The sequence below is a fragment of the Pseudomonas glycinae genome (assembly GCF_001594225.2).
GTDB classification, from domain to species: Bacteria; Pseudomonadota; Gammaproteobacteria; order Pseudomonadales; family Pseudomonadaceae; genus Aquipseudomonas; species Aquipseudomonas glycinae.
Map to the genome: position 1 here is coordinate 428,737 of NZ_CP014205.2, position 25,377 is coordinate 454,113.

The following is a 25,377-nucleotide window of genomic DNA, read 5'->3' on the forward strand; positions in this document are numbered from 1 at the left end:
CAGCGCCGCCTATCACATCTCGGTGGCCACCCGAAAAGTCGCCGAGCAAGGTACGCAAGTGATTCAGCAAGCCGCCAGTGAAATGCGCGAGATTGCCGACGACATTGCCGAATCCTCAACCCTCATCGCGCAACTCGGCGAACGCTCCGAGCAGATCACTGCCATCGTCAACACCATCCGCGCGATTGCCGATCAGACCAATCTTTTGGCCCTGAACGCTGCAATCGAAGCCGCCCGAGCCGGCGAACAGGGTCGCGGTTTTGCCGTGGTGGCCGATGAAGTGCGGCAGTTGGCAGCGCGCACCAGCGGCTCCACTGCGGAAATTTCCAACATGATCAGCCTGATCCAGACCGAAACCCGTCAGGCGATCAAGAGCATGGACGGCACCCGTGGTCGAGCGGCGCAAGGCGTGGAGCTGGCGGATCAGGCCGGTACGGTGATTCTGCAGATTCGGGACGGCGCCAGCGAAGCCGTGGAAGCGGTGAGCATGTTTGCCAACGAGCGTGCGCCGGGATAAGGCCAACACGGGCGACGCAGGGCTATAGTGACTCAACGTCCCAAGCCCTGCCGAGTCCGTCATGACCACCGAAAAAACCGAATCCTCCACCGCCCCTGTCGATCACCTGCGCTTTCATCGCCCCCACGCCCACCTCAACACAACCTTCGGTAACGACAAGTTCGCCTTGCGGGCCGAGGCGTTTGCGCGTTTTTTCGGCACGCCGACCTTTCTCGGCGCGCAGACGCTGATCGTGGTGTTGTGGATCAGTCTCAACATCTTTGGCGTGACCCATTTCGACGTTTATCCGTTCATCCTCTTGAACCTGGCTTTCAGCCTCCAGTCCGCCTACGCCGCGCCGCTGATTCTGTTGGCACAGACTCGTCAGGCTGCACGCGACAAAGCGCAATCGGACGCTGACGCGCAACATCGCGAAGCCCTGGCCGTGGCCAACAGCGAGCGCCAGGCGCAAGCGGCGAAGAACACCGCGCAACTGCTTGAGCTGCTGGAGCAGAACACCCGACTCACGGAGATGACCAAGAACCTGACCGAGCGCATCGAAGGCCTGACCCGCGAACTGCACGATCACATGCGCCAGACCCAGCAGGGCTGATCACGAAAGCCTCAGCGCCCGCCCCAGTTCATCGAACAGCGTGACCACCGAGCGCAACACGCGGCAGTCCGGGCGGGTCAGCAGCCACAGCGCGGTGTCGTAACCATGCAAGGGTTCGCTCAAGGCCTGCAGCCCTTCGTTTATCAGAAAGTCCGGCAACGCCGCCACGCCAAGCCCGGCGCGCACCAGCTCCGTCACCGACAGCATGCTGTTGCAGCGATAGCCCGGCGTCACGCCAGGCAAGTGCAGGCGGCGCCAGACGATGGTCGGGTGATCGGGCAGAAAGTCGTCCGGGGCGATCCAGGTCAGCGCCGCCAGATCGGCCGATTCAACATTTTGTAGATAACGCTGACTGGCGCAGACACGGTAGGAAATCTTCGCCAGCTCCCGTCCGACCAGATGCTCCGGTGGTGTGCGCGTCAGGCGCAGGGCGATGTCGGCATCGCGGCGGCTGAGGTTGGCGAAATCATTGGAGGTGCTCAGTTCGATGGTCAGCGCCGGGTAGTTCGGCATGAACTGCGCCAGCGCCGGCAGCAGCAGACCTTGCAGCACCGAGTCGGTACAAGTCAGGCGCACCGTGCCGCTGACCACTTCACCGCCCTGCTCCACGCCGATTCGCGCCGCTTCCAAAGCTTGCTCGGCGCGTTCGGCCTGCTCTGCCAGGGTCTGCGCGAGAGTGGTGGGCAGGTAACCGGCGCGGCTTTTTTCGAACAGTTGCTGGCCGAGTGCAGCTTCCAGTCGGCGCACGGCGCGAAACACCGTCGACACATCGACCTTCAACAGCTGCGCGGCCCGGGCCAAAGAGCCGCCGCGCACCAGGGCGAGAATCAGCGCCAGATCCGGGAAGTCGAGCCGATAGTGCGTCGCTGCATTAATCACTTGGGGAAACGCCCATATTGAGTGCGTGAACGCCAATCTATAGTGAGCGTCATCCCTCAACAAGCACAGCGAACACTCATGGAATCCAGAGCCCTGCGCATCGCCCTGATCGGTGACTACGACCGGCAAGTTACTGCCCACCAGGCCATCCCGGTCGCCCTCGGACTGGTGGCGGAACACCTTCGCCGTCCGGTCGATTTCGAATGGTTGGCCACGGACGGGATTCACCCCGATACACCGCTCGACCGTTTCGACGGTTTCTGGTGCGTTCCGGCCAGCCCTTACAAGAGTGAAGCCGGCGCCCTGCGGGGCATCCGCTTTGCACGCGAACAGCAGCGCCCTTTCCTCGGCACCTGCGGCGGTTTTCAACATGCCGTGCTGGAGTTTTCCCGCCACGTGCTGGGCTGGACCGATGCCGAGCACGGCGAAACCTCGCCAGACGCCAGTCGTGCGGTGCTCACGCCGCTGACCTGCTCTCTGGTGGAAGCGGTGGACAGCATTCATCTGGTGCCCGGTTCGTTGATCGCCAGTGCGTACGAAACGTCGGAAATTCGTGAAGGCTATCGCTGCCGCTACGGTGTGAATCCGCAATTCGAACGGGAGTTGCTGACCCATGAACTACACGCCGTAGGTCACGATTCGTCAGGCGACTTGCGCGCCATTGAACTGAAAAACCATGTGTTCTTCGTCGCCACACTGTTCCAGCCGGAACGCGCAGCGCTCAAGGGGCAATTGCCGCCACTGGTGCGGGCGTTTGTTGAAGCCTGCTCGGAGCAATCTCGATGAATCCGAACACTGAGTGTTTCGCCGTGATCTTCACTTCAACCCGCACCGAAGGCGACAACGGCTACACCGAAGCGTCCGAGCGCATGATGCAACTGGTGAAAGAGCAACCGGGGTTTCTCGGTATCGATTCGATCCGGGGGGCAGACGGAGTGGGGATGACGGTTTCGTACTGGGAAAGTGAGGCGGCGATTCTCGCCTGGCGCGAGCATCCGGAGCACCGGGTGATTCAGGCGCGCGGGCGGGCTGAGTGGTATTCGGCGTTTCAGACGCGGGTGTGTCGGGTGGAGCGGGAATATCGGTTCGGCCAGTGAGTATTGAGGTGTATTCACTGGCCCCTTCGCGGGCAAGCCCGCTCCCACAGGTACAGTGTGATCTTCAGAACAGAGCACTACCTGTGGGAGCGGGCTTGCCCCGGGCGGCGTTCCGACGAAAGGGCGGTAACAATCGCAGCAGAATCTCAGCCCTTCACCAGACTACGCACCGCCTCAATCTCCGGCACTTCGCGTTTATTCATGTAAACGCGCAACGGTTCGGTGATGTTGATCCGGTCATCGATGTTCTGGTCCAGCAGCAACTGGATCAGTTCGCGCTTGAGGGTCATGGTCTGTTCAGTGGCCGGTGCCCAGACAAATTCGCTGGCAGGAATGATGCCGTCATCGGCCACGTCCATGCCGAACGAGTCTTCGCTGAAACGCACGATGTACTGGCCGGTCTTGCGATTGAGGCCGACAAAGCCCTTGAGGTCGTCGGCGGCCTGGCAGATGAGTTGCGATGTGATGCGCATGGTAAACCTCACAAGAGTGATCGAAGGTTTACACGCAGGGCATTGAGGCGCGCCCTCTGCCGGGGCGTTTGCCGTGGCCAAGCGTACTGCAAACGAACGCACAAAAGTGCGCAAATTTTCGCTTTCAGTACGTTTATGTCGGTCTCGCGATAGCACGTTTTCGTTTGAGTTGCTAAAAGGTACATCTTCGAAAATACCTGCGAAAGGACCTCGACATGCCCGCCACGTTCACCAAAAGCGCACTGCTGCTGAGCCTGATGCTCGGCCTTGGCCAGGCCCACGCCGCCAGCCAGCCAAGCCCTGTTGCGCTCGCTGCCTCCGAGGGCATTCCGCACCCGGCGGTGATCGCCCACCGTGGTGCCTCCTTCGATGCCCCGGAATCCACCGCAGCCTCCTACAAACTGGCACGCGACCTGGGCGCCGATTACCTGGAAATGGACTTGCAGCGCAGCAAGGACGGCGTGCTGTTCGCCCTGCACGACGACAACCTGCAGCGCACCACCGACGTCGCCACCAAGTTTCCGGAGCGCAAGGACAGCCCGGCCAATGCCTTCACCATGGCCGAACTGAAAACCCTCGACGCCGGCAGCTGGTACAACGCCAAGTACCCGGATCGCGCGCGCCCGTCCTACGTCGGCCTGAAGATTCTGACCCTCGATGAAATCATCGACATCGCCCAGGCCAATCCGAAGCACAAGCCGGGCCTGTACATCGAAACCAAGGAGCCGAAGCTGTTCCCGGGGATCGAGCATGACCTGAAGGAAAAACTCCAGGCTCGTGGCTGGTTGATTCCGGCGGACGCCAAACCGGCGAAAAACGTCGCCAGCGTCGGCGAGAGCAACGGCAAGGTGATCCTGCAAACCTTCGAGAAGAGCAGCCTGGAAATGCTGCAAAAGGAAATGCCGCAGGTGCCGAAGATCCTGTTGCTGTGGGTCGGCGAAGGCAGCATCGAGCCGAAATCCAAAGTGACCTTTGCCGACTCCGGCGAGAAGGACAAGAACGCGTTCTACGGCAAGCAAGAGCCGAAATCCGAAGCCGAGTTCAAGCAGTGGATCGACTACGCCAAGGCTCAGGGTGCGATCGGCACCGGCCCTTCGGCGAAGCTGACCCAGGGCGGCGATCAGAGCTATTCGGATCTGGTACAGCCATGGATGAACAAATACACCCACGATCAGGGCCTGCTGGTGCACGTTTACACCGTAGATGAGCCGGTGGACTTCGAAAAAGTCATGGCCGCCGGCGTCGACGGTATCTTCACCAACCGCGCCAGCGAGCTGCTGAAGTTCTACAAACGCCCGGCCGCCAGTGTGGATCAGGTGTTGAAGAACAACGGCTTCTGATCTGTAAATCCGCGCGTCAGTCAGTATCGCGAGCAGGCTCGCTCCCTCGGGAGTCCAGCCTGCTCGCTGCGTTTTAAGGGTGAGTTAAGTTGCGGCGATTAACCTGAACTCACTTAAACGAATCACCCAAAGGAATAACCGATGAAAACCCTGACTGCCCTGTTTACCGCTGCCGCCCTGACACTCACCGCTGGCCTGGCCCAGGCTGACGTTCGCGTTGACCAGATCCCTGAACTGGTCAAGTCCGGCAAGATCAAGTCGCTGGAATCGATGAACGCAGAAGCGCTGAAACTGCATCCGGGCGCGACCATTACCGACACCGACCTGGATAACCACTTCAACGGTTACGAATACGAAGTCGAGCTGAAAACCGCCGATGGCAAAGAGTTCGATGTGGACTTCGATGCGACGACTGGCAAGGTGCTGAGCAACAAGCAAGACACTTGATTCACCCCAACAATCCCCGTGGGAGCGAGCCTGCTCGCGATAGCGCTGGATCAGTCAATATTGAATTGGCTGACCGGACGCCATCGCGAGCAGGCTCGCTCCCACATTGTTTTGTGGTGACCTTAAGCTGAGGTGCTGACCAGCGAACCGGAAGTACCGCTGTCCGAATCCTGCAAAGCCGCCAACAACGCCGCCGTCGCCGTCTGTAACGAAGCCGACGTCGTCGCGATCTGCGACTGCGCAGCCGCAACATCCGCCGCCTTGGCATCCTGACTTTCCTGCTTGGCCTGAGCCGCCTGCAGCGCCTGCTGCTGTTCCTGCAATTGCTTTTGCAACTCGGCAATCTGCTTGCGCAGTGCTTTCACGGTATCCGATTCATCGCTGCTGGAACTGCTGTCCCCCGCCGGCGCCGCACCGCCGCCCACCGCGACTTTGCTGGTATCGGCCTTCACACCGGTGCTGGCCGCCGCGGTGGTCGAGGTGTCGTCGGCCGTATCGGCAATCGAGGTTTTGCTGGTGGGCGTGGTAACGGTCTGATTGATCGAAACAGACGTGATGCTGACCATGGGAAATCTCCAATGCCGGTTATGGATAACCGGGCATCGGCGTCGGTCTGTACGAATTGAGATCGACTGTGTACCGACTCGGTATCCGAACCGGTACACAGTCACTGGCCACTCGGATTTAACGTCACCCTGCCGTCACACAAGCGTCATGTGACATTGCGATGATGCGGCTCAGGTGAATCTGCAAATCCCGCGACAGACGCCTTCTCGCAGCGAGCCTTCATGAACCACAGCCTCGATATCAGCCATCGTGATCCTGACCTGTTCGGCCTGCTTTACGGCTTTCGCTTTCGCCCCGGCGAACGCGGGCGCGAGGTGGATTCGGCGACCGCCCTGCGCTGCCTGCAAGACGACAGCGAGGGCGATGAGTTTCTCTGGTTGCACCTGAACCTGGCTCATGCCGCGTGCGAGCGCTGGATGAAAAGCCATCTGCAATTGCCCGAAGAGTTTTTCGAAGCGCTGCACGAAGGTTCGCGCTCGACCCGCATCGAGCATGTCGATTCGGCGTTGCTGGCGGTGGTCAACGACGTGGTGTTTAACCTCGCCAGCATGGTGTCGTCGGACGTGTCGACGCTGTGGGTTTGCGTACGCAGCAAACTGATCGTCAGTGCGCGTCTGCAACCGCTGCATTCGGTGGACAAGCTGCGTTCTTCGGTGAAGGCCGGTGAGTGCTTTCGCTCGCCGTCGGAACTGCTGGTGCACCTGCTGCGCGATCAGGGCGAAGTGCTGACGCAGATCGTGCGCAAGACCAGCATGAGCGTCGATCAGGTCGAGGACGAGTTGCTGTCTTCACGACTGTCGACCAACCGCGCCGAACTCGGCGCCAACCGGCGGGTGCTGGTGCGCCTGCAACGGCTGCTGGCGCTGGAACCGGGTTCGCTGTTGCGCCTGCTCAACCGGCCGCCACCGTGGTTGCAGAAGGAGGATGTGAAGGAGTTGCGCAAGTCCACCGAGGAGTTCGCGCTGATCATCAACGACCTGACCGCCCTCGGCGAGCGGATCAAGCTGTTGCAGGAAGAGATCGCCGCCAACCTCAACGAACAGAGCAACCGCACGCTGTTCACCCTGACCGTGGTCACGGTGCTGGCGCTGCCGATCAACATCATTGCCGGTTTCTTCGGCATGAACGTCGGCGGTGTGCCGCTGGCCACCGATCCGGAGGGGTTCTGGATTCTGGTAGCGCTGGTGGCGACGTTCACCGTGATCGCCGGGCGCTGGGCGTTTCGCAAGCGCGGGGATTACTGAGCGCTGCCGAGCGCCGACACGCTCGTTCCCACGCTCCGCGTGGGAATGCATCAGGTGACGCTCTGCGTCACAGGGACGCGGAGCGTCCCGGGCGGCGTTCCCACGCAGAGCGTGGGAACGATCATCCGTAAGTGTGAGAGCGATCACCGCCTTCAGATCAGCGGTGAAGCTAAAAACCCAAACACTGATCTGCCGCAGCCTCTCTGTAATATTTAGCAACGATCATGGGCGACACTCCTTCCCCCGTTCAGGATTGTCCGCCCATGGCTACTCCCTCCCTGACCGCCAGCCTGGCCCCCACTGCCAGTGGCAGGCCGGCGCTTGACAAAAAAACCGGCCCCTTTACTTACGTGGTGTTCTTCGCCGTGCTGGCGATGGGGATGCTGTTCACCGCCTACAGTCTGATGCATGACATGCACGAACTCGGCACGGTGGTCACCACCTGGACCCCGTTCCTGCTGCTCGGCGTAGCGCTGTTGATTGCGCTGGGCTTCGAGTTCGTCAACGGCTTCCACGACACCGCCAACGCCGTGGCCACGGTGATCTACACCCACTCGCTACCACCGAATGTGGCCGTGGTGTGGTCGGGATTCTTCAACTTCCTCGGAGTGCTGCTTTCGAGCGGTGCGGTAGCGTTCGGCATTATCGCCCTGCTGCCGGTGGAACTGATTCTGCAAGTGGGTTCGTCCGCCGGTTTCGCGATGATCTTCGCCCTGCTGATCGCGGCGATCCTGTGGAACCTCGGCACCTGGTGGCTGGGCCTGCCGGCCTCGTCGTCGCACACCCTGATCGGTTCGATCATCGGCGTCGGCGTGGCCAACGCGTTGATGCATGGTCGCGACGGCACCAGCGGTGTGGACTGGGCCCAGGCGACCAAGATCGGTTATGCACTGCTGCTGTCGCCGCTGGTGGGTTTCGGTTGTGCAGCGCTGTTGCTGCTGGCGTTGCGCGCGTTCGTGAAGAACCGTTCGCTGTACAAAGCACCGGAAGGCAACACCCCGCCGCCGTGGTGGATTCGTGGTCTGCTGATCCTGACCTGCACCGGCGTGTCGTTCGCTCACGGTTCCAACGACGGCCAGAAAGGCATGGGCCTGATCATGCTGATTCTGGTCGGCACCCTGCCGATGGCTTATGCGCTGAATCGCACCATGCCGGAAGAACAGTCGCTGCAATTCGCCGCCGTCGCCCAAGTGACCCAGCAAGCACTGGTGAAAAGTGCGCCACTGCCGACACCGGCCGATCCACGCGCCGTGCTCTCGGATTACATGCGCAGCAAGGAAGCCACGCCGCAACTGATCCCCGCCCTCGCCTCGCTGACCGGACACATCGGTGAAGAAGTCAAAGGCTACGGCTCGCTGGCGAAAGTCCCGGCCGAGGCCATGGGTAACGTGCGTAACGACATGTACCTGGCCAGCGAAACCATTCGCCTGATGGACAAGAACAAGGTCGGCAGCTTCGACGCCGACACCAGCGGCAAGCTGCAACTGTTCAAACAGCAGATCGACAACGCCACGCGGTTCATTCCGTTGTGGGTGAAGATCGCCGTGGCGATTGCCTTGGGTCTGGGCACCATGGTCGGCTGGAAGCGGATCGTGGTCACGGTCGGCGAGAAGATCGGCAAGACCCACCTGACCTACGCCCAGGGTGCGTCGGCGGAAACCGTGGCGATGCTGACCATCGGCGCCGCCGACATGTTCGGCCTGCCGGTGTCGACCACCCATGTGTTGTCCTCGGGCGTGGCCGGGACCATGGTCGCCAACGGCGGCGGCTTGCAGATGAAGACCATCCGCAATCTGCTGATGGCGTGGGTGCTGACGTTGCCGGCGGCGATTGTGCTGTCGGGCAGCCTGTATTGGCTGTTTACCCAGATCTTCTGATCCATCCCAATCCCTGTGAGAGCCGTTGCTCCCACAGGGATTTGCCGCAGGAATCAGAGCGTCGAACGAATCAACTCCCCCAGCCAGTCCATGAACACCCGCACCCGCAAAGGCAAATGCCGTTGCCGGGCGTACAGCAGTGAAATGCCCATCGCCGGCGCGGTGTACTGCGGCAGCACGGTGACGATCTCGCCGCTGTCCAGATAGGTGTTCATGCCGGTACGCGGCACCTGAATCAGACCAAACCCGCCAAGGCACGCCGACTCGTAGGCATCGGTGCTGTTGACCGTCACACTGCCGGGCATCGGCACCCGGTGGATCTGTCCGTCCTGCTCGTAAACAAACCCTTCCGAACGCGAACCCAGCACACCGACGTAGTGCACCAGTCGATGCTGCGCCAGATCTTCAATGGTCTGCGGCACGCCGTAGCGCTCCAGGTACGCGGGGCTGGCGCAGTTGATCATGCTGAAGTCCCCCAGGTGCCGCGCCACCACCGATTGATCGGGCTGCGCGCCGATGCGCACCACGCAATCGAAACCTTCGGCGAGCAGGTCGACCCGGCGATCGGTGCTGCTGATTTCCAGTTCCAGGTTCGGATGGCGCGCCATGAATTCCGGCAGCTTGGGCATGATCAGCCGCCGCGCCAGAATGTTCGGCATGTCGACCCGGATCCGCCCGGTCAGCGACGCTTCGTCCTGACGAAACAGATTCTCGATTTCGTCCATGTGCGACAGCAGATCCTTGCTGCGCTCATACAGCGCGAGGCCGTCCTGAGTCGCCTGAACCTTGCGCGTGGTGCGTTGCAGCAGGCGCGTGCCGAGCAGGGTTTCCAGCGCCTGCACCTGTTCGGACACCGTCGAGCGCGGCAGCCCCAGACTCTCCCCCGCCATCGTAAAACTCGACAATTCGCTGACCCGGACGAAGGTGCGCAGCAGTTCCAGTTTGTTCATGGGCCACCCATTGATTGTTCGGACAATCCGACCAGTGATTCCGGTTTCAGTCTGTTTATCACCTCATGCCGGATAAATAAACTTTGCCCCATCAACCGTCACCGCCATCGAGGAAGACCCATGAACCGCAAAATCGCATTGATCACCGGTGCCAGCCGTGGCCTCGGCAAGAACGCCGCCCTGCACCTCGCCGCGCAAGGCGTGGACATCATCGGCACCTACAACAGCCGCGCCGATGAAGCCCAGGCGCTGGTGCAGGAACTGGAAGCACTCGGCGCCAACGCCGTGATGCTGCAACTGGATGTCGGGCGCAGCGAAGGTTTTGCCGAGTTCGCCGTGCGGGTCGAGCAGGCGCTGCAACAACTTGATCGTCCGCGCTTCGATTTCCTGATCAACAACGCCGGGATTGGCGTGCATGCCTCCTTCGCCGACACCACGCCGGAACAGTTCGACCTGCTGATGAACGTACAGCTGAAAGGGCCGTTCTTCCTGACTCAGCAACTGCTGCCGCTGATCAACGATGGCGGGCGGATCATCAACATCTCCAGCGGTCTGGCCCGTTTCACCCTGCCGGGTTATGTCGCTTACGCTGCGATGAAAGGCGCGATGGAAGTGCTGACCCGTTATCAGGCCAAGGAGCTGGGCGCGCGGCAGATCGCCGTGAATATCCTGGCACCGGGGGCCATCGAAACCGACTTCGGCGGCGGCGCGGTGCGCGACAATTCGGCACTGAACGCCATGGTCGCCAGCAACACCGCCCTGGGCCGTGCCGGGCAGCCGGATGACATTGGTGGCGCACTGGCGCTGCTGCTGTCGCCGGGGGCGCAGTGGATCAACGGTCAGCGGATTGAAGCGTCGGGCGGGATGTTTCTCTAAACCCGGCAAAAATCCCGGACAAAAAAAATCGCAGCCCTCACAGGCGGCGATTTTTTGTTTTCAGCTCTGGCAGACGCTGCGCATCACCAGTCGCTCGCGCACCACGTCATAACCCCAGTGGTAGACGTAGGTGTACGGCAGGAAGAACAGCAGCACGCCGATGTCGAGCAGGAACGCCTGCCACAGGCTGACCGACAGCCACCAGGCAATCAGCGGCACGCCCATCACGATCAACCCGCCCTCGAACAGCACCGCGTGCGCCACTCGCACCCAGGCATTGTGGGCGATGTTCCAGCGCTTGAGCATGCGGTCGAAGAAGCCGTTGAACACCACGTTCCAGCCCAGGGCCAGCATCGCGATGGCGATTGTGACGGCGCCCATTTCGACCAGCGGTTTGCCCATGATCCACGCCAGCAGCGGGGTACAGATCAGGATCGCCAGCAGTTCGAAACCGATGGCCTGGAAGATACGTTCAGTGATGGATTTGTTGGCAGTCATGGCCGAAGTCCTCTGTGAAGATGGTTGCCATGATCCAGCACCACACCGATACTTCATAACCAATAACCATCGATCAAGGCGATAGTTCATGGCTTCTCAGGAAGTGTTGCTGGCGTTTGTTCAGGCCGCCACTCAAGGCTCGTTTTCAGCGGCGGCGCGCAAACTCGGGCGCAGTCAGTCGACGGTGAGTGCGGCGGTGGCCAGTCTTGAGATTGATCTGGACCTGGTGCTGTTCGACCGTAGCAGCCGCAAGCCGACGCTGACCCCGGCCGGGCACGTGATGCTGCAACGGGCCGAGGCGATTCTGGCGGCCACCAGCCGCCTGGAAATGACCGCCCGGCAATTGGCCCAGGGCGTCGAGCCGAAACTCACGGTGGCGATTTCCGACACTTATCAGTCCGACCGTTTCGAAGCGGCGCTGGTGGGTTTCGAGCAGCGTTACCCGGATCTGGAGCTGGAATGCCTGATCGCCGAATGCGATGACCTGGTCGAACTGGTGCAGCGCGGTCGGGCGCATCTCGCGTTCGCCGAGATGCAGGAAAACTACCCACCGGATCTGGCGAGCGCGACCGTCGCCGAGCGTACGGAAATCGCCTTGTTCGTGGGGCGTGGCCATCCGTTGGCGACACAGGAATCCATCGATCAAACGATCCTTGAACAGCATCGCGAGCTGCGCCTGGCCACCATCGTCAATCCCTATGACAGTCGCGGCAAAGGCCGGGTGTGGTCGGCGCCGAGTTATCTGATGCTGCTGGAAATGGCCGAAAAAGGTTTCGGCTGGGCGCCGCTGCCGCGCTGGCTAGTGGAGCGTTTCGGCAATGACTTGCTGGTGGAACTGAAGGTGCGCGGCTGGCCGAAACCGGTGTTCGTCGATGCCCTGTGGTCGCGGCTGTACCCGCCGGGGCCGGCGGGGAGCTGGTTGCTGAGCAAGATGCTGGAATAGCTCAGGCCGCCTCGATGGCTGCCGGGCGATTGACCTGAAAATACTCGTGCAACCCGCGCATCGTCGGCAACTCCAGCGCTTGCGCCGCGTAACACAATCCCACCCGCCGGGTCGGCGCCGGCAGGTGCAGCGCCCGCACGACGATGCGCTCATGCCCGCTGACCAGCGACTGCGGCAACATCGCCACACCGACACCTGCCGTCACCATGTGCAACGCCTGTTGCAGTGAACCGGCATGCCCCGCCACCGCTTCCGGCGAACGCCCGTACAGCGCCATCAACCGCTGATGGGACGGATGCTGCGGGCAGGTGATCCAGTCCTCGATCGGCGCCCAGCCGGCCTGCGCGTTGGCCATCGGATGATCGAGGGGCAGCGCCATCACATAGGATTCTTCCCACAGCGGCAGGAACAGTTCGTCCTCGCAGCACATTTCCTCGACGGCCAATCGACCATCGCCGTGACAGCCCTCTTCCAGGGTCAGCAGCAGATTGGGCAACGCCTGATGGGCCATCCGGACGAAGGCTTCGATGTGGCTGGCGGCGATGTCGCCTTCGATGCCGAGAGTCAGCGGCGCACGGTTTTCGCGGCCGCGAAACATCCGGCTCAGCGCCTCGGATTCGGCCACCATCCGCCGCGCCTGCGGGTAGAGAAGACGCGCTTCGTCGCTAACCTCCACACCACGGGGCTGACGTACGAACAGCGTCGCACCGAGTTCTTCTTCCAGCTGTTTGATGGTCACCGACAACGTGGGCTGACTGATGAACAGCCGTTGCGCGGCAGCGGTGATGTTGCGTTCTTCGAACACCGCGAGGAAGGCTTTGAGATGGCGGATATCCATAGGAGATTCCGATAGCAGACAGAGGAATAAGGCATTTTTCAGCCTCCAGTGGGCTAAATATACTGCGCGCCGAATCTGGTTATTTGTTTTTCTTATCTCAGGAGTTCAACCATGAGCAAGCCATTGATCATCATCACCGGCGCCAGCTCGGGCATCGGCGAAGCCACCGCCCGCCGCTTGAGCGCTTCCGGCCATCCGCTGCTGTTGTTGGCGCGGCGCATCGAACGCCTTGAAGCACTGGCACTGCCGAACACCCTCAGCCGCCGCGTCGACATCACCGACCGCGCCGCGATGCTGGCCGCTGTGGCCGAGGCGGAAGCGCAGTTCGGCCCGGCCGATGCGCTGATCAACAACGCCGGGGTGATGCTGCTGGGCGAGATGAGCAAGCAGGATCCGGCACAGTGGGACCTGATGCTCGACGTCAACGTGAAGGGCCTGCTCAATGGCGTGCACGCGGTGGTCGCCGGGATGATCGAGCGCAAGCACGGCACGATCATCAACGTCAGCTCGGTGGCCGGTCGCAAGACCTTCCCGAACCATGTGGCGTATGTCGGCACCAAGTTTGCGGTGCATGGTTTGTCGGAAAACCTGCGTGAAGAGTTGTCGCCGCATAACGTGCGGGTGACCACGATTGCGCCGGGTGCGGTCGAGACCGAGTTGCTGAGCCACACCACGGATGAAGCGATCAAGACCGGGTATCAAGCGTGGAAGCAGGACATGGGCGGCACGGTGTTGAGTGCCGAGGATGTGGCGACGGCGATTGCTTATGCGTATGGGCAGCCGCAGGGGGTTTGTCTTCGCGAGATTGTGATGGCTGCTACTCGGCAGCAAGCCTGATCGATAGTCGCTAGCCTTACTGGCCCCATCGCTGGCAAGCCAGCTCCCACATTTAATTGTGGGAGCGGGCTTGCCCGCGAAGAGGCCAATATTGCCAACGACCAGTTCGGGTCAGTCCAATGCTTTAAGCCGCCCCTCGATAAACCGTCGCTCCGGCTCTTGCCGCGTCAACTCCAGCGCCCGCAAATAAGCCGCCCTAGCCTCCTCAACCCGTCCCAACTGCCGGCAAAACTCCGCCCGCGCCGAATGCGCCAGGTGGTAATCCTGCAAATCCCCACGCCCCAGAATCCCCTCAATCAATGTCAACCCCGCCAGCGCCCCGTCACGCTTGGCCACCGCCACCGCCCGGTTCAACTCGATCACCGGCGACGGCACCGCCCGCAGCAACACGTCATACAGCCCGACGATCTGCGCCCAGTCCGTCTCCCCTGCCGTCGGCGCTTCGGCATGCACCGCCGCTATCGCAGCCTGCAGACAGTAAGGCCCGAAACGTCCCGTCGTCAGCGCTTTTTCCACCAATTCGCAGCCTTCGGCAATCAGCTCGGCATTCCACAATCCGCGATCCTGATCATCCAGCAGAATCAATTCCCCATCCGGCGAAGAGCGCGCCGAGCGCCGCGATTCATGCAGCAGCATCAACGCCAGCAACCCCATGACCTCTGGATCCGGCAACAACTCCAGCAACAACCGCCCGAGACGAATCGCCTCACGAGTCAAATCCTCGCGGGTCACTTGGGCGCCGCCGGATGCCGAGTAGCCTTCGTTGAACACCAGATAAATCACCCGCAACACGCTGTCGAGGCGCTCGGGCAATTCGCTGAGGGCTGGAACTTGATAAGGGATTTTCGCATCGCGAATCTTGGCCTTGGCGCGCACGATGCGCTGGGCAATCGCCGCCGGGGCCGAGAGGAATGCCCGGGCGATTTCCTCGGTGGTGAGGTCGCAGACTTCACGCAGGGTCAGCGGCACTTGCGCATCCGCCGCCAGCGCCGGGTGGCAGCAGGTGAAGATCAGGCGCAGGCGATCGTCTTCCACGTCTTCGGCGTCCCATTCGGACTGTTCCAGTTCTTCCAGTTGCGCCAGCAATAACGGCTGCGAGGCCTTGAACCGTGCGCGACGGCGCAACACGTCGATCGCCTTGAAGCGCCCGGTGGACACCAGCCAGGTCCGCGGATTGTCCGGCACGCCGTCGCGCTGCCAGCGTTCGACCGCGACGAAGAACGCCTCGTGCAAGGCTTCTTCGGCGAGGTCGAAATCGCCGAGCAGGCGGATCAGTGTCGCGAGGATCCGCCGCGAGTCGTCGCGATAGACCTGCTCGACCCGCGCCCTGACTTCAGACATTCAACTGGCGCACGGGACGCACTTCGACGCTGCCGACGCGGGCCGCCGGAATGTTGCCGGCGACCTGAATCGCTTCGTTGAGATCCCGCGCGTCGATCAGGTAGAAACCGGCCAACTGCTCCTTGGTCTCGGCGAACGGGCCGTCGGTGATCGACAGTTTGCCGTTGCGCATCCGTACCGTGGTGGCGGTCTGCACCGACTCCAGCGCTTCGGCGGCGACCATCCGGCCGCTGCCCTGGATCGACTCGGCGTAGGCCCAGCACTCGGCATCTTCCGGGCTGTCGGGCGACGAATGCAGCAGGCGCTCATCGCTGTAGACCAGGCATAAATACTTCATGGCGTTCTCCTGAATCGGACGGTTCAACTATGGCTGAAGATCAGGGTTTCACATCGAACAGGGTCGCGCCGCTCATCGGGTCGAACGGTGCCGACCAGTGTTCGTGGGCGATCTTCCACGCTCCGCCGACCTGCCGGTAGCAGGCGGTGACGCGCATCCAGCAACTCTGGGTTTCACCCTTTTCATTGGTCCCGCCGCAGTTGGCGACCCAGTGGGCGAAGGCGATGTTGTCGGCGGTCTCGATGGCGATTTCGTGGAACTCGAAAATGTGCGGGCCGGGGCACATTTCCATGCAATCCACCCAGTGCGCGCGGTAGGCCGGTTTGCCCTTGAATTGCAGGGCCTTGATCGCATCGAACGAGAGGATGTCGTCGGCGTACAGCGCCATGACTTTCTCGACGTCCTTGGTCATGACGGCTTCGCGGTAGGTGTTGATCAGGCTCTGGATATCGCTTTGTGCGCTCATGGTGTTCTCCGTGGTTTTTGTTGTGAAGACACCCTTGGTCGTTCGGCGATTTGCCGGATCGACAGTTGAAACAAAAAAATTCCGGAGAAGACAAAATCGCTAGAATCCGAGGCTCATCTTTGTAGGAAAAAGGAAATTCCCGTGTCAGCCAAACTCGTACCGTACGAGAGCCTTAACGCCTTGCAGCGTCAGCAAGTCGAAGCGATTGAAATCCACGCCGAGCAGATCAAGTTCTCCGGCGATATCCACGGCGCCCTGCATACGCTGCTGTCGAAACCCGGCCCCGGCGTGAAAGGTTTTGCGCTGCTGGCCGAAGACATGCCGGTGGCCTTTCTGCTGCTCAAGCGCCCGCCGGTGTTGCCGGAATGGGCCGATGAACACAGCGCCACCCTGCATGCATTGCAGGTCGATCACCGCGCACAAGGCAAGGGCTATGGCAAGGCCTGCCTGCTGGCGTTACCGGAAGTTGCGCGCCAGGCCTGGCCTGAAATCAAAGGACTGGAACTGTCGGTGGACGCCGACAACGACGCCGCGATTGCGCTGTACGCCAAGTACGGCTTCGTCGACAGCGGCGAAGCGTACAAGGGCCGTATCGGTTACGAGCGGCGGATGGGGCTGTTCTTCTAATTGTCGGGGGAGCAACGATGATCGATTCAATCGAAGCACTGGAAGCCATCTACGGTTTGCCCCACGAACGGGCGGTGCGCAAACAGATCGGTTTTCTCAACGAGGACTATCAGGCGATGGTCCGGGTCTCGCCGCTGGTGATTGTCAGCTCGGTGGGTGCCGATGGCATCGACGGTTCTCCGCGCGGCGACGCGCCGGGGTTTGTGCGGATCATCGACGAGCGCACTCTGGCTCTGCCGGATCGCCCCGGCAACAACCGCATCGATACCTTGCGCAACGTATTGCACGATCCGCGAGTGTCGCTGCTGTTCATCATTCCGGGGATCGGCGAGACGTTGCGGGTCAACGGCACGGCGACCATCAGCGCTGATCCGCAATTGCTGGAAAGCTTCGCGGTGAACGGCAAACCGGCGCGCACGGTGTTGCTGGTGGCGGTGGAGGCGGCGTTCTTTCATTGCTCGAAAGCGTTTGTGCGTTCGGATGCGTGGAACCCTGAAACCCACTTGCCGCGCTCGGCGCTGCCGACGGCGGGTGCGTTTCACAAGCGGTTGAATGATGGGCAGTTTGATGCCGAGGCCTATGATCGCGAGGCCCCGGCCAGAGTACGTGACACCCTCTACTGACCCCGTCCACCGATCGTTCCCACGCTCTGCGTGGGAATGCAGACTTTGACGCTCTGCGTCATGACGGTGCCAGGCGTTGCATCAGTGGTGCGGCAGGAACGCGGAGCGTCCCGGGCTGCATTCCCACGCAGAGCGTGGGAACGATCAGGTCAGGGGTTCTTCTTCAGAGGGTCAGGATCATCTCGTGCCACGCCATCCCGCCGTGGTCGGACTCGGACGGTTTGATGTAGGCAAAACCGAATCCGGCGTACAGCGGGATGTGCCGCTCCTTGCACATCAGGTGAATCGTCGCCTTGCCCTGCTCGCGCATGCGTTCGATAAATTCGCCCAGCAGACGCTTGGCCAGGCCCAGCCCCTGATAATCCGGGTGCACCACCACCGACATGATCACCACGTTCGGCCCCGCCGGGTCGTGGCCGATCAGTTCCTTGAACGCTTCATCGGACATCTGCACGTCAAACGCTGCGCCGGAGTTGATGAAGCCGGCCACCTGCCCGTCCACCTCGGCGACGATGAAACCGTCCGGCCAAGTGGCGATGCGCGTGGCGATCTTCTCGCGGGTCGCGGCTTCGTCGCCCTCATAGGCGAGGGTTTCGATGGCGTAGCAGCGGTCCAGGTCGGCGGCGGTGACGTGGCGGATGAGGGTGTTCATGGCGGCTCGAAATCAGAGGAAACAAGGCCGCCAAGGATAAAGGAATAAGGTGTTCATATCGATCCGCACGGGGGGCGTAAAGCCTGCGTATAAGCGCTTTTCTTCGGATTCGGGACGGTCTATTTCTGAGACCTGACTCTTATTTCCCGAGGAGGGAACCGTTTATGAGCAGCGTGGAAATCGGTTTGTTGATGGTGTTGGGCATCAGCTTCTTCGGCTTCATTACCCTGGGCATCGACCTGTTGCGGGCACGACGGATCAAGGGCAAATAAAGCCTGATCGGCAGCGCGAAGCGGGTTCGCGCTGCCGGTCAGCAATCAGGTTTTCTTTTCCACCGGGACGCAGATTTCCAGCTTGCCGGTATTGTTTTTTGGATTGAAATCGGCGCTGTAGCGTTCCAGCTCCGGGGCGTTGAGCCCTTTGTATTCGGAATTCGGCAGCCAGGTGTTGTAGATGTAGTCAATGGTCTGCGGCAGTTGATCCAGCGAACCCTTGTGTTCGAACACCGCGTACTGGCGTGGCAGGATTTCGATCCAAGGATACTTTTCCTGTGGAAACTCATCGAGCTTGCTGATCTCGACCCCGGCCATGTAGTCAAAACCGCCGTTACCGTCGAAATTGCTGCAGACACCGTAAGTCACTTCACTCTTCTGCCCCGGAATATGCCCGATGTGCGGGATGAGTTTTTCCCACAGTGCAGAGATGTCCTGAACGGTCTCTTTGGTGAAGCGATCGCGAAATCCTGCAATCAGCAGGAAGTGTCCATGTTCGAAGCGAGGTTCAGCCACTTCGACGCGTTTTTGCTCATCCATGACTCGACTCCTTGAACGAAAAAAGTGGGTTCGGCTGGGAGTATAGAAGCCAAACCCGATTCGCACATTTACAGCGTATGCAGGGCCTCGGCGGCGCCCGAGCCGACGAACTCGTTATAACCGGATACGATCACGTAGACCGCGAAATAGCAGAAGATCGCTGCCGATGCCATGTAGGAATAGCGCAGCAGTTTGTCGCCCAGCAACTTGCCGCCATGGCTCGCGGCGAAGCACAAGCCTGCCGACCACAACAGCCCGGCGCACAGGAAACCGCCGAGAAACAGCGCCGAACTCAAAGGACCGCCGCCACCGGAGCGGGCGATCAACGTGCCGCCCACGGCCGCGAACCAGAGGATGGCGCTCGGCGACGACATGGCCAGAAAAATCCCACGAAAGAATTCCTTGCGATGGGAGTTCTGGCCCACTTCGGCGGTCGCCGCCAATTGCGCTTCGTGGTGGATCGCCGAATAGATCATCTTCGCCGCGAAGTAGATCAACAGCGCCGAACCGCCGATCCACAGCACCCAGCGCACGGTTTCGTATTGCAGCAGAACGGTCATTCCGGCCAGCGCCAGCACCGCGTAGATCAGGTCGCCGACGCAGGTGCCGAGCCCCAGTGCGAAGCCCTGAAAATAGCCGCGCTGCATCGCCAGGGTGATCATCGCGATGTTGGCCACGCCGATGTCCAGGCACAGCGAAAGGCTCAGCAAGAAGCCGCTGGTGAATTCCATTAACCGATTTCCTTGGGAAAAATTTGTTTACAAAGGCGCTGGACAGTCTGCCATCGCTGCCCTTATCGTCCGCCACAGGTCACCGCAGTGACCAGCGTCGCTCGGACGGTTCCGGGCGCTTACGTTATCCGAGGCAACAATGGCTGAACAAGGTTCGCCGCGCCGCTTTGCGCGCATTGATCGACTCCCCCCTTACGTTTTCAACATCACCGCCGAGCTGAAGATGGCCGCCCGACGTCGCGGCGAAGACATCATCGACTTGAGCATGGGCAACCCCGACGGCGCCACGCCGCCGCACATCGTTGAAAAACTGGTGCAGGTTGCACAGCGCGAAGACACCCACGGTTACTCCACGTCCAAGGGCATTCCGCGCCTGCGCCGGGCGATTTCCAACTGGTACAAGGAACGCTACGAGGTCGAGATCGACCCGGAAAGCGAAGCCATCGTCACCATCGGTTCCAAGGAAGGCCTGGCGCACCTGATGCTGGCGACCCTGGATCAGGGCGACACCGTGCTGGTGCCGAACCCGAGCTACCCGATTCACATCTACGGTGCCGTGATTGCCGGCGCCCAGGTGCGGTCGGTGCCGCTGGTGCCGGGCGTGGACTTCTTCGCCGAGCTGGAACGGGCGATTCGCGGCTCGATCCCGAAACCGAAGATGATGATCCTCGGCTTCCCGTCGAACCCGACCGCGCAGTGCGTGGAGCTGGACTTCTTCGAACGGGTGATCGCCCTCGCCAAACAGTACGACGTGCTGGTGGTGCACGACCTGGCCTACGCCGACATCGTCTACGACGGCTGGAAAGCCCCATCGATCATGCAGGTGCCGGGCGCCAAGGACATCGCGGTGGAGTTTTTCACCCTGTCCAAGAGCTACAACATGGCGGGCTGGCGGATCGGTTTCATGGTCGGCAACCCGGAACTGGTCAGCGCCCTGGCGCGGATCAAGAGCTACCACGACTACGGCACCTTTACCCCGCTGCAGGTGGCCGCGATTGCTGCGCTGGAAGGCGATCAGCAGTGCGTGCGCGACATCGCCGAACAGTATTGCCAGCGCCGCAACGTGCTGGTCAAAGGCCTGCATGAACTGGGCTGGATGGTCGAGAACCCGAAAGCTTCGATGTACGTCTGGGCGAAGATTCCCGAAGCCTACGCGCACCTCGGTTCGCTGGAGTTCGCCAAGAAGCTGTTGGCCGAGGCCAAGGTCTGCGTCTCGCCAGGCGTCGGCTTTGGCGAGTACGGCGACGATCACGTGCGCTTCGCGCTGATCGAAAACCAGGACCGGATTCGTCAGGCCGTACGCGGGATTCGCGGGATGTTCCGGGCGGATGGCCTGGGCACTAAGTAACTGCCTCCTCCCCACCTGATCGTTCCCACGCTCCGCGTGGGAATGCAGCCCGGGACGCTCCGCGTCCCTGCCGAAAGCGGACGCAGAGCGTCCATTGAGGCATTCCCACGCGGAGCGTGGGAACGATCCAGGCACAAAAAAACCGCATCGCTGCGGTTTTTTTGTGCCTGCGATTTGCCCTTAGACGAACAGCGACAGCAACAGAATAAAGCCCAGACCCACCACCGACAGGATGGTTTCCATCGCCGTCCAGGTCTTGAAGGTCTCGGCCACGGTCATGTTGAAGTACTGCTTCACCAGCCAGAAACCGGCGTCGTTGACGTGGGACAGGATCAGCGAGCCGGCACCGGTGGCCAGCACCAGCAGCTCACGGTTCACGCCCGGAATCATCCCCACCACCGGCACCACGATGCCCGCGCCAGTGATGGTCGCCACAGTAGCCGAACCCGTCGCGATGCGGATCACCGCCGCCACCAGCCACGCCAGCAGGATCGGCGAGATCTGCGCGCTGACCGCCATGTGGCCGATCACGTCGCCCACGCCGCTGGTCACCAGCATCTGCTTGAAGCCACCGCCGGCACCGATGATCAGGATGATCGCGGCAGTCGGCGCCAGGCTCGCGTCCAGCCATTTGAGCATCTGCTGAGAACCGATGCCCTGCTTGTGACCGAAGGTGTACAGCGACAGCAGCAATGCCAGCAGCAGTGCCGAGATCGGGTGACCGATCATGTCCATCCAGGTGCGGAAGAAATGACCGTCCGGCAGGGCCACGTCAGCGAAGGTTTTCAGCAGCATCAGGAACACCGGCAGCAGCACGGTGACCAGGGTGATGCTGAAGCTCGGCAGGTTGGCCGAATCGTTTTCACGGGCCAGTTGATCGACCAGTTCCTGGTTCGGGGTACCTGGGATGTGCTTGGCGATGAACGTACCGAAGATCGGACCGGCGATGATGGCGGTCGGCAGCGCGACGATCAGACCGTAGAGAATGGTCTTGCCGATGTCGGCACCGAACACGCCGATGGCCAGCAGCGGACCCGGGTGCGGCGGCACCAGGCCGTGCACGGCGGACAGGCCGGCGAGCAGCGGGATACCGATCTTGATGATCGACACACCGGTGCGGCGAGCGACGATGAACACCAGCGGAATCAGCAGCACGAAGCCGATTTCGAAGAACAGCGGAATGCCCACCAGGAACGCGGCGAACATCATCGCCCACTGCACCTTGTCCTTGCCGAACGCGCGGATCAGGGTCTGGGCGATCTGATCGGCACCACCGGATTCGGCCATCATCTTGCCGAGCATCGTGCCCAGGGCGAGGATGATGCCGACAAAACCGAGCACGCCACCGAAGCCGTCCTGGAACGCCTTGATGATGGTGCCGATCGGCATGCCGGACGTCAGGCCGAGGAACGCGGCGGCGATGGTCAGGGCAATGAAGGGGTGAATCTTGAACTTGGTGATCAGGACGATGAGTCCGATCACCGTAACCACTGCATCGAGCAGCAGGTAGGCGTCATGGGACATGCCAAACATGAGGGGGTGTCTCCTGGTTTGTTGTTGTTATTAAAGCGGGTTAATCAGAAGTCGAAAGGACAGCGCTGTCTTCACAATCACACTCATACCGCCTGTTTCAGGCCATGGGCCTGCCACCAGACGTGGGCTTGCGCCGCCAGTTCTTCAACGCTGTGGATCGAAGCATTCAGGGCCAGGGTCAACGGCTCGCCCTTGGGCGACTCGAGAGTGGCGAACTGGCTTTCGATCAGGGTGGCCGGCATGAAGTGGCCCGGACGGTGGGACACACGTTCGGCGGCCACTTCAGGCGTCAATTCGAGGAACACGAAGCCCAGGCCCGGCAAGGCGCTGCGCAGCACTTCGCGATAACTGTGCTTGAGGGCCGAGCAAGTCAGCACCGGGCGCTCGCCCAGGGCATCGACGCGACGCAGTTCATCGCACAGGCTGTCGAGCCAGCCGGCACGGTCTTCGTCGTTCAGGGGGATCCCCGCGCTCATCTTTTCGATGTTCGCGGCCGGATGGAAAGTATCGCCTTCAATGGCAGTGGCGCCGCTCAATTGGCACAGGGCCTCGCTGACGCACGTCTTGCCGCAACCGGCAACGCCCATGATGACCAGGGCGGTGATGGGATGATTCATGTAACACCTCAGCGCGCAGACAGCGCTACCTTTGCTAGCTATGACTCTAGTGCACAGGCAGAAGTTGCCGACGCCTTCTTGTCGTTTTTTTGGGTTGCAGCAGGTTTTGTCCGTACGCCAAAAAGCGAGGATCAGGCAGGACCTCGCTTACGCATTTGCAGCTGCATAAGGACAGCGCTACCTTAGTGCCTTGATTTTTGTTTGGCAAGCCGCCCGATGACCACCCCTAAAAACGATAAAAACACCCGCACCACCGGCCGTCCCACCCTTAATGAAGTCGCCCGTCTGGCCGGCGTCAGCCCGATTACCGCCTCCCGCGCCCTGCGTGGGGTCAGCACGGTTGCCACCGAGCTTGTGGAAAAAGTGCAGAAAGCCGCGCTGGAACTCAACTATGTGGTCAACCCCGCCGCCCGCGCCCTGGCCTCGGCGCAGAGCCATTCGGTGGTGGTTCTGGTGCCTTCGCTGTCCAACCTTTTATTCATTGACACCCTGGAAGCCATTCATCGGGTATTGACGCCCAAAGGCTTCGAAGTGCTGATCGGCAACTTCCACTATTCGCGCGATGAAGAAGAAAATCTGCTGCGCAACTACATGGCCTATCAGCCACGCGGCTTGTTGCTGACCGGCTTCGACCGCACCGAAAGCTCGCGACGGATGATCGAGGCCAGCAATATTCCTTGCGTGTACATGATGGAACTGGACAGCGCCGCCGGGGTGAACTGCGTCGGTTTCTCCCAGCTCAGCGCCGGGGAAACGGCTGCCGAACATTTGCTGTCCCGTGGCCGCAAGCGTCTGGCTTACATTGGCGCACAGCTCGATCAGCGCACCCTGCTGCGCGGTGAAGGCTTTCGCAAGGCGTTGCAGAAGGCCGGCCGTTACGACCCGGATCTGGAGGTGCTGACCCCGCGCTCATCGTCCGTGGGCCTGGGTGGCGAGTTGTTCCTGCAATTGCTGGCGGCGCATCCGGATGTCGATGCGATCTTCTTCGGCAACGATGACCTGGCTCAGGGGGCCTTGCTCGAAGCGCTGCGCAACGGGATCAGGATCCCCGAGCAAGTGGCGATCCTCGGCTTCAACGACCTGCCGATGTCCGAGCACATGGTGCCGCGCCTGAGCAGCATCAATACGCCCCGCGAAGCGATCGGCAAGCGTGCGGCGGAGCAGATGCTGACGCTGATGGCCGGCAACAGCGTGGCGCGGCCGGTCGAGGATATGGGCTTCGAATTGAAAATCCGCGAAAGTACATAATCCCGAAATTCCTGTGGGAGCTGGCTTGCCAGCGATGGCGTCAGGTCAGTCAATAAATTCTGGACTGGACCACCGCTATCGCTGGCAAGCCAGCTCCCACAAATTTTGTGGTACTCCCCTGTTCAAGGTTCGGCCTTTACCCCGCCGAGGAGTTCAACCAATGCCAGCGCGCCCTTCTGCAAAGGCTGGCTCTTGAGCCACACCGCGTGCACCGGCAGCACCAGGCCGTTTTCGATGTTGCGAAAATTCAGCCGTTTCAGCCGTCCGCTATCGAGCCACGGCTGCACCACCGACAGCGGAAAATTGCCCCAGCCCAACCCTGCCTCGACCATCTCCAGCGCCGTTTCCAGGTTGTCGGTGCGCCAGTGGGATTCGGCCACCAGCGGCCGGGTTTCGCTGATCGGCAAATCGCGACTGCCAACCACGATCTGCCGGACATGCACCAGATCCTCGAGAAACAGATCCTGCCCCTGCAACAACGGACTGTCCGCCGCCAGCGTGGCGATCATCCGTTCGCTGCCGACAAACTGAAAGCGCTCCAGCACGTTCACGCTCAACCCGGCGAACGCCAGGCACACGCTGACCCGGCCGCTGTGAAGCATCGCCAGTACATCGTCCTGCGGCGCGGTCAGCACTTCGATGTCGAGCAGCGGATGGCGCTCACTGATGTCCTTGATCGCCGCCAGCAACCGTCGCCGGTCGATATCCGCCGCCACGCCGATCGACAACTTGCTCTCCAGGCCCAGCGATAACTGCACTGCGTGCACCTGCAATTGCTTGAGCTGATCGGCGATCAGCCGCGCGTGTGGCACCAGCGACAGCGCCATCGCCGTGGGTTGCGGTTCGCGGTGGCTGCGATCGAACAACGCATAACCGAGTTCGGCCTCAAGATTGCCGATCGCCATGCTCACCGCCGACGGGACTTTGCCCAACGCCCTGGCAGCGGCGGAAAACGAGCCGCGCTCGATCACGGCGAGAAACAGCTCAATGCTTTCGCTGTTGAAATTCACTTCATTTACCTATCAATAAAACTGAAAGCTTCTGACTTTTTCTGTCACCTCCATTGA

The 25,377-nt window shown here is 61.3% G+C and carries 29 protein-coding genes and 1 pseudogene; 15 read left to right on the top strand and 15 right to left on the bottom strand.

The window, feature by feature from the left end; all coding sequences use genetic code 11:
• Positions 1 to 79: 79 nt before the first annotated feature.
• A pseudogene (locus AWU82_RS29450) lies at positions 80 to 517 on the top strand (methyl-accepting chemotaxis protein); the annotation flags it as partial.
• Between the two features lie 61 nt (positions 518 to 578).
• Positions 579 to 1,109: a DUF1003 domain-containing protein gene (locus AWU82_RS01980; RefSeq protein WP_011335556.1), complete on the top strand. Its 531-nt coding sequence runs from the start codon at positions 579 to 581 to the stop codon at positions 1,107 to 1,109.
• Here AWU82_RS01980 and AWU82_RS01985 read toward each other — a convergent pair whose 3' ends face one another.
• Positions 1,110 to 2,051: a LysR family transcriptional regulator gene (locus AWU82_RS01985; RefSeq protein ID WP_064383656.1), complete on the bottom strand. Its 942-nt coding sequence runs from the start codon at positions 2,049 to 2,051 to the stop codon at positions 1,110 to 1,112.
• A gap of 15 nt (positions 2,052 to 2,066) precedes the next feature.
• On the opposite strand from AWU82_RS01985, the gene AWU82_RS01990 reads away from it, so the two are divergent.
• On the top strand, positions 2,067 to 2,774 hold the full coding sequence (locus AWU82_RS01990; RefSeq protein WP_064383658.1) for a CTP synthase C-terminal region-related (seleno)protein: 708 nt from the start codon (positions 2,067 to 2,069) through the stop codon (positions 2,772 to 2,774).
• The gene (locus AWU82_RS01995) at positions 2,771 to 3,085 is read left to right on the top strand and encodes an antibiotic biosynthesis monooxygenase family protein (RefSeq protein ID WP_064383661.1); all 315 of its coding nucleotides are present in this window, start codon (positions 2,771 to 2,773) and stop codon (positions 3,083 to 3,085) included. Before AWU82_RS01990 ends, AWU82_RS01995 begins: the two co-directional genes overlap by 4 nt.
• 146 nt (positions 3,086 to 3,231) lie before the next feature.
• Here the strand turns inward: AWU82_RS01995 and AWU82_RS02000 are convergent, their stop codons facing one another.
• Positions 3,232 to 3,558 (bottom strand): DUF2025 family protein, encoded by a 327-nt coding sequence (locus AWU82_RS02000; protein ID WP_064383662.1) that lies wholly within the window; start codon positions 3,556 to 3,558, stop codon positions 3,232 to 3,234.
• Between the two features lie 215 nt (positions 3,559 to 3,773).
• Here AWU82_RS02000 and AWU82_RS02005 point away from each other — a divergent pair, with 215 nt between their 5' ends.
• Together AWU82_RS02005 and AWU82_RS02010 are read left to right on the top strand one after the other, a co-directional pair.
• Positions 3,774 to 4,898 carry a glycerophosphodiester phosphodiesterase gene (locus AWU82_RS02005; RefSeq protein WP_064383664.1) on the top strand — a complete coding sequence of 375 codons (1,125 nt, stop codon included), beginning with the start codon at positions 3,774 to 3,776 and terminating at the stop codon, positions 4,896 to 4,898.
• Between the two features lie 141 nt (positions 4,899 to 5,039).
• On the top strand, positions 5,040 to 5,345 hold the full coding sequence (locus AWU82_RS02010) for a PepSY domain-containing protein (protein WP_007917758.1): 306 nt from the start codon (positions 5,040 to 5,042) through the stop codon (positions 5,343 to 5,345).
• A gap of 122 nt (positions 5,346 to 5,467) precedes the next feature.
• On the opposite strand, the gene AWU82_RS02015 is transcribed toward AWU82_RS02010, so the two are convergent.
• Positions 5,468 to 5,911, bottom strand: a complete 444-nt coding sequence (locus tag AWU82_RS02015) for a hypothetical protein (RefSeq protein WP_064383666.1) — start codon at positions 5,909 to 5,911, stop codon at positions 5,468 to 5,470.
• A 222-nt stretch (positions 5,912 to 6,133) separates the two neighbouring features.
• On the opposite strand from AWU82_RS02015, the gene AWU82_RS02020 reads away from it, so the two are divergent.
• Together AWU82_RS02020 and AWU82_RS02025 are read left to right on the top strand one after the other, a co-directional pair.
• Positions 6,134 to 7,156: a transporter gene (locus AWU82_RS02020; RefSeq protein ID WP_064383669.1), complete on the top strand. Its 1,023-nt coding sequence runs from the start codon at positions 6,134 to 6,136 to the stop codon at positions 7,154 to 7,156.
• A 263-nt stretch (positions 7,157 to 7,419) separates the two neighbouring features.
• Positions 7,420 to 9,033: an inorganic phosphate transporter gene (locus tag AWU82_RS02025; RefSeq protein ID WP_064383671.1), complete on the top strand. Its 1,614-nt coding sequence runs from the start codon at positions 7,420 to 7,422 to the stop codon at positions 9,031 to 9,033.
• Between the two features lie 53 nt (positions 9,034 to 9,086).
• On the opposite strand, the gene AWU82_RS02030 is transcribed toward AWU82_RS02025, so the two are convergent.
• A complete protein-coding gene (locus AWU82_RS02030) occupies positions 9,087 to 9,983 on the bottom strand; it encodes a LysR family transcriptional regulator (RefSeq protein ID WP_064383674.1) in 897 nt (298 codons plus the stop codon).
• A 120-nt stretch (positions 9,984 to 10,103) separates the two neighbouring features.
• Here AWU82_RS02030 and AWU82_RS02035 point away from each other — a divergent pair, with 120 nt between their 5' ends.
• Positions 10,104 to 10,859 carry an SDR family NAD(P)-dependent oxidoreductase gene (locus tag AWU82_RS02035; RefSeq protein ID WP_064383676.1) on the top strand — a complete coding sequence of 252 codons (756 nt, stop codon included), beginning with the start codon at positions 10,104 to 10,106 and terminating at the stop codon, positions 10,857 to 10,859.
• A gap of 60 nt (positions 10,860 to 10,919) precedes the next feature.
• Here the strand turns inward: AWU82_RS02035 and AWU82_RS02040 are convergent, their stop codons facing one another.
• Complete coding sequence (locus AWU82_RS02040) at positions 10,920 to 11,357, bottom strand: multidrug/biocide efflux PACE transporter (protein ID WP_064383679.1); 438 nt, start codon at positions 11,355 to 11,357, stop codon at positions 10,920 to 10,922.
• Positions 11,358 to 11,445: 88 nt separating this feature from the next.
• Between AWU82_RS02040 and AWU82_RS02045 the strand changes: the two genes are divergently transcribed.
• Complete coding sequence (locus AWU82_RS02045; RefSeq protein WP_064383681.1) at positions 11,446 to 12,300, top strand: LysR family transcriptional regulator; 855 nt, start codon at positions 11,446 to 11,448, stop codon at positions 12,298 to 12,300.
• A 1-nt stretch (position 12,301) separates the two neighbouring features.
• On the opposite strand, the gene AWU82_RS02050 is transcribed toward AWU82_RS02045, so the two are convergent.
• Positions 12,302 to 13,138 (bottom strand): LysR family transcriptional regulator, encoded by an 837-nt coding sequence (locus AWU82_RS02050; RefSeq protein WP_064383683.1) that lies wholly within the window; start codon positions 13,136 to 13,138, stop codon positions 12,302 to 12,304.
• A 111-nt stretch (positions 13,139 to 13,249) separates the two neighbouring features.
• Between AWU82_RS02050 and AWU82_RS02055 the strand changes: the two genes are divergently transcribed.
• Positions 13,250 to 13,975 carry an SDR family oxidoreductase gene (locus tag AWU82_RS02055; RefSeq protein ID WP_064383685.1) on the top strand — a complete coding sequence of 242 codons (726 nt, stop codon included), beginning with the start codon at positions 13,250 to 13,252 and terminating at the stop codon, positions 13,973 to 13,975.
• Between the two features lie 111 nt (positions 13,976 to 14,086).
• On the opposite strand, the gene AWU82_RS02060 is transcribed toward AWU82_RS02055, so the two are convergent.
• From AWU82_RS02060 to AWU82_RS02070, 3 genes are read right to left on the bottom strand one after another with little or no spacing between them, the layout of a single operon-like run.
• Positions 14,087 to 15,316, bottom strand: a complete 1,230-nt coding sequence (locus AWU82_RS02060) for an RNA polymerase sigma factor (RefSeq protein WP_064383686.1) — start codon at positions 15,314 to 15,316, stop codon at positions 14,087 to 14,089.
• Entirely contained in the window at positions 15,309 to 15,653 is a 345-nt protein-coding gene (locus AWU82_RS02065) for a YciI family protein (protein WP_007951101.1), read from the bottom strand. Before AWU82_RS02065 ends, AWU82_RS02060 begins: the two co-directional genes overlap by 8 nt.
• A gap of 40 nt (positions 15,654 to 15,693) precedes the next feature.
• Positions 15,694 to 16,119: a YybH family protein gene (locus AWU82_RS02070; RefSeq protein WP_064383688.1), complete on the bottom strand. Its 426-nt coding sequence runs from the start codon at positions 16,117 to 16,119 to the stop codon at positions 15,694 to 15,696.
• A 141-nt stretch (positions 16,120 to 16,260) separates the two neighbouring features.
• Between AWU82_RS02070 and AWU82_RS02075 the strand changes: the two genes are divergently transcribed.
• Entirely contained in the window at positions 16,261 to 16,746 is a 486-nt protein-coding gene (locus tag AWU82_RS02075; RefSeq protein WP_064383689.1) for a GNAT family N-acetyltransferase, read from the top strand.
• A 17-nt stretch (positions 16,747 to 16,763) separates the two neighbouring features.
• Entirely contained in the window at positions 16,764 to 17,369 is a 606-nt protein-coding gene (locus AWU82_RS02080) for a pyridoxamine 5'-phosphate oxidase family protein (RefSeq protein WP_064383692.1), read from the top strand.
• 163 nt (positions 17,370 to 17,532) lie between these two features.
• On the opposite strand, the gene AWU82_RS02085 is transcribed toward AWU82_RS02080, so the two are convergent.
• The 3 genes from AWU82_RS02085 to AWU82_RS02095 all read right to left on the bottom strand — a co-directional run bounded on the left by AWU82_RS02085 (position 17,533) and on the right by AWU82_RS02095 (position 19,564).
• Positions 17,533 to 18,021, bottom strand: a complete 489-nt coding sequence (locus tag AWU82_RS02085; protein ID WP_064383694.1) for a GNAT family N-acetyltransferase — start codon at positions 18,019 to 18,021, stop codon at positions 17,533 to 17,535.
• Between the two features lie 317 nt (positions 18,022 to 18,338).
• Positions 18,339 to 18,833: a GyrI-like domain-containing protein gene (locus tag AWU82_RS02090; protein WP_064383695.1), complete on the bottom strand. Its 495-nt coding sequence runs from the start codon at positions 18,831 to 18,833 to the stop codon at positions 18,339 to 18,341.
• Positions 18,834 to 18,901: 68 nt separating this feature from the next.
• Positions 18,902 to 19,564: a LysE family translocator gene (locus tag AWU82_RS02095; protein WP_039766147.1), complete on the bottom strand. Its 663-nt coding sequence runs from the start codon at positions 19,562 to 19,564 to the stop codon at positions 18,902 to 18,904.
• Positions 19,565 to 19,703: 139 nt separating this feature from the next.
• Here AWU82_RS02095 and alaC point away from each other — a divergent pair, with 139 nt between their 5' ends.
• Positions 19,704 to 20,912, top strand: coding sequence for an alanine transaminase (gene alaC, locus AWU82_RS02100; RefSeq protein WP_064383696.1), 1,209 nt, complete (start codon positions 19,704 to 19,706; stop codon positions 20,910 to 20,912).
• A gap of 180 nt (positions 20,913 to 21,092) precedes the next feature.
• On the opposite strand, the gene AWU82_RS02105 is transcribed toward alaC, so the two are convergent.
• Positions 21,093 to 22,445, bottom strand: a complete 1,353-nt coding sequence (locus tag AWU82_RS02105; RefSeq protein WP_011335581.1) for a GntP family permease — start codon at positions 22,443 to 22,445, stop codon at positions 21,093 to 21,095.
• An 83-nt stretch (positions 22,446 to 22,528) separates the two neighbouring features.
• Positions 22,529 to 23,062 (bottom strand): gluconokinase, encoded by a 534-nt coding sequence (locus tag AWU82_RS02110; protein WP_011335582.1) that lies wholly within the window; start codon positions 23,060 to 23,062, stop codon positions 22,529 to 22,531.
• 216 nt (positions 23,063 to 23,278) lie between these two features.
• Between AWU82_RS02110 and gntR the strand changes: the two genes are divergently transcribed.
• Positions 23,279 to 24,310: an HTH-type transcriptional regulator GntR gene (gene gntR / locus AWU82_RS02115; RefSeq protein ID WP_039766142.1), complete on the top strand. Its 1,032-nt coding sequence runs from the start codon at positions 23,279 to 23,281 to the stop codon at positions 24,308 to 24,310.
• Between the two features lie 122 nt (positions 24,311 to 24,432).
• Here the strand turns inward: gntR and AWU82_RS02120 are convergent, their stop codons facing one another.
• On the bottom strand, positions 24,433 to 25,320 hold the full coding sequence (locus AWU82_RS02120; RefSeq protein ID WP_064383698.1) for a LysR family transcriptional regulator: 888 nt from the start codon (positions 25,318 to 25,320) through the stop codon (positions 24,433 to 24,435).
• Positions 25,321 to 25,377: the final 57 nt, after the last annotated feature.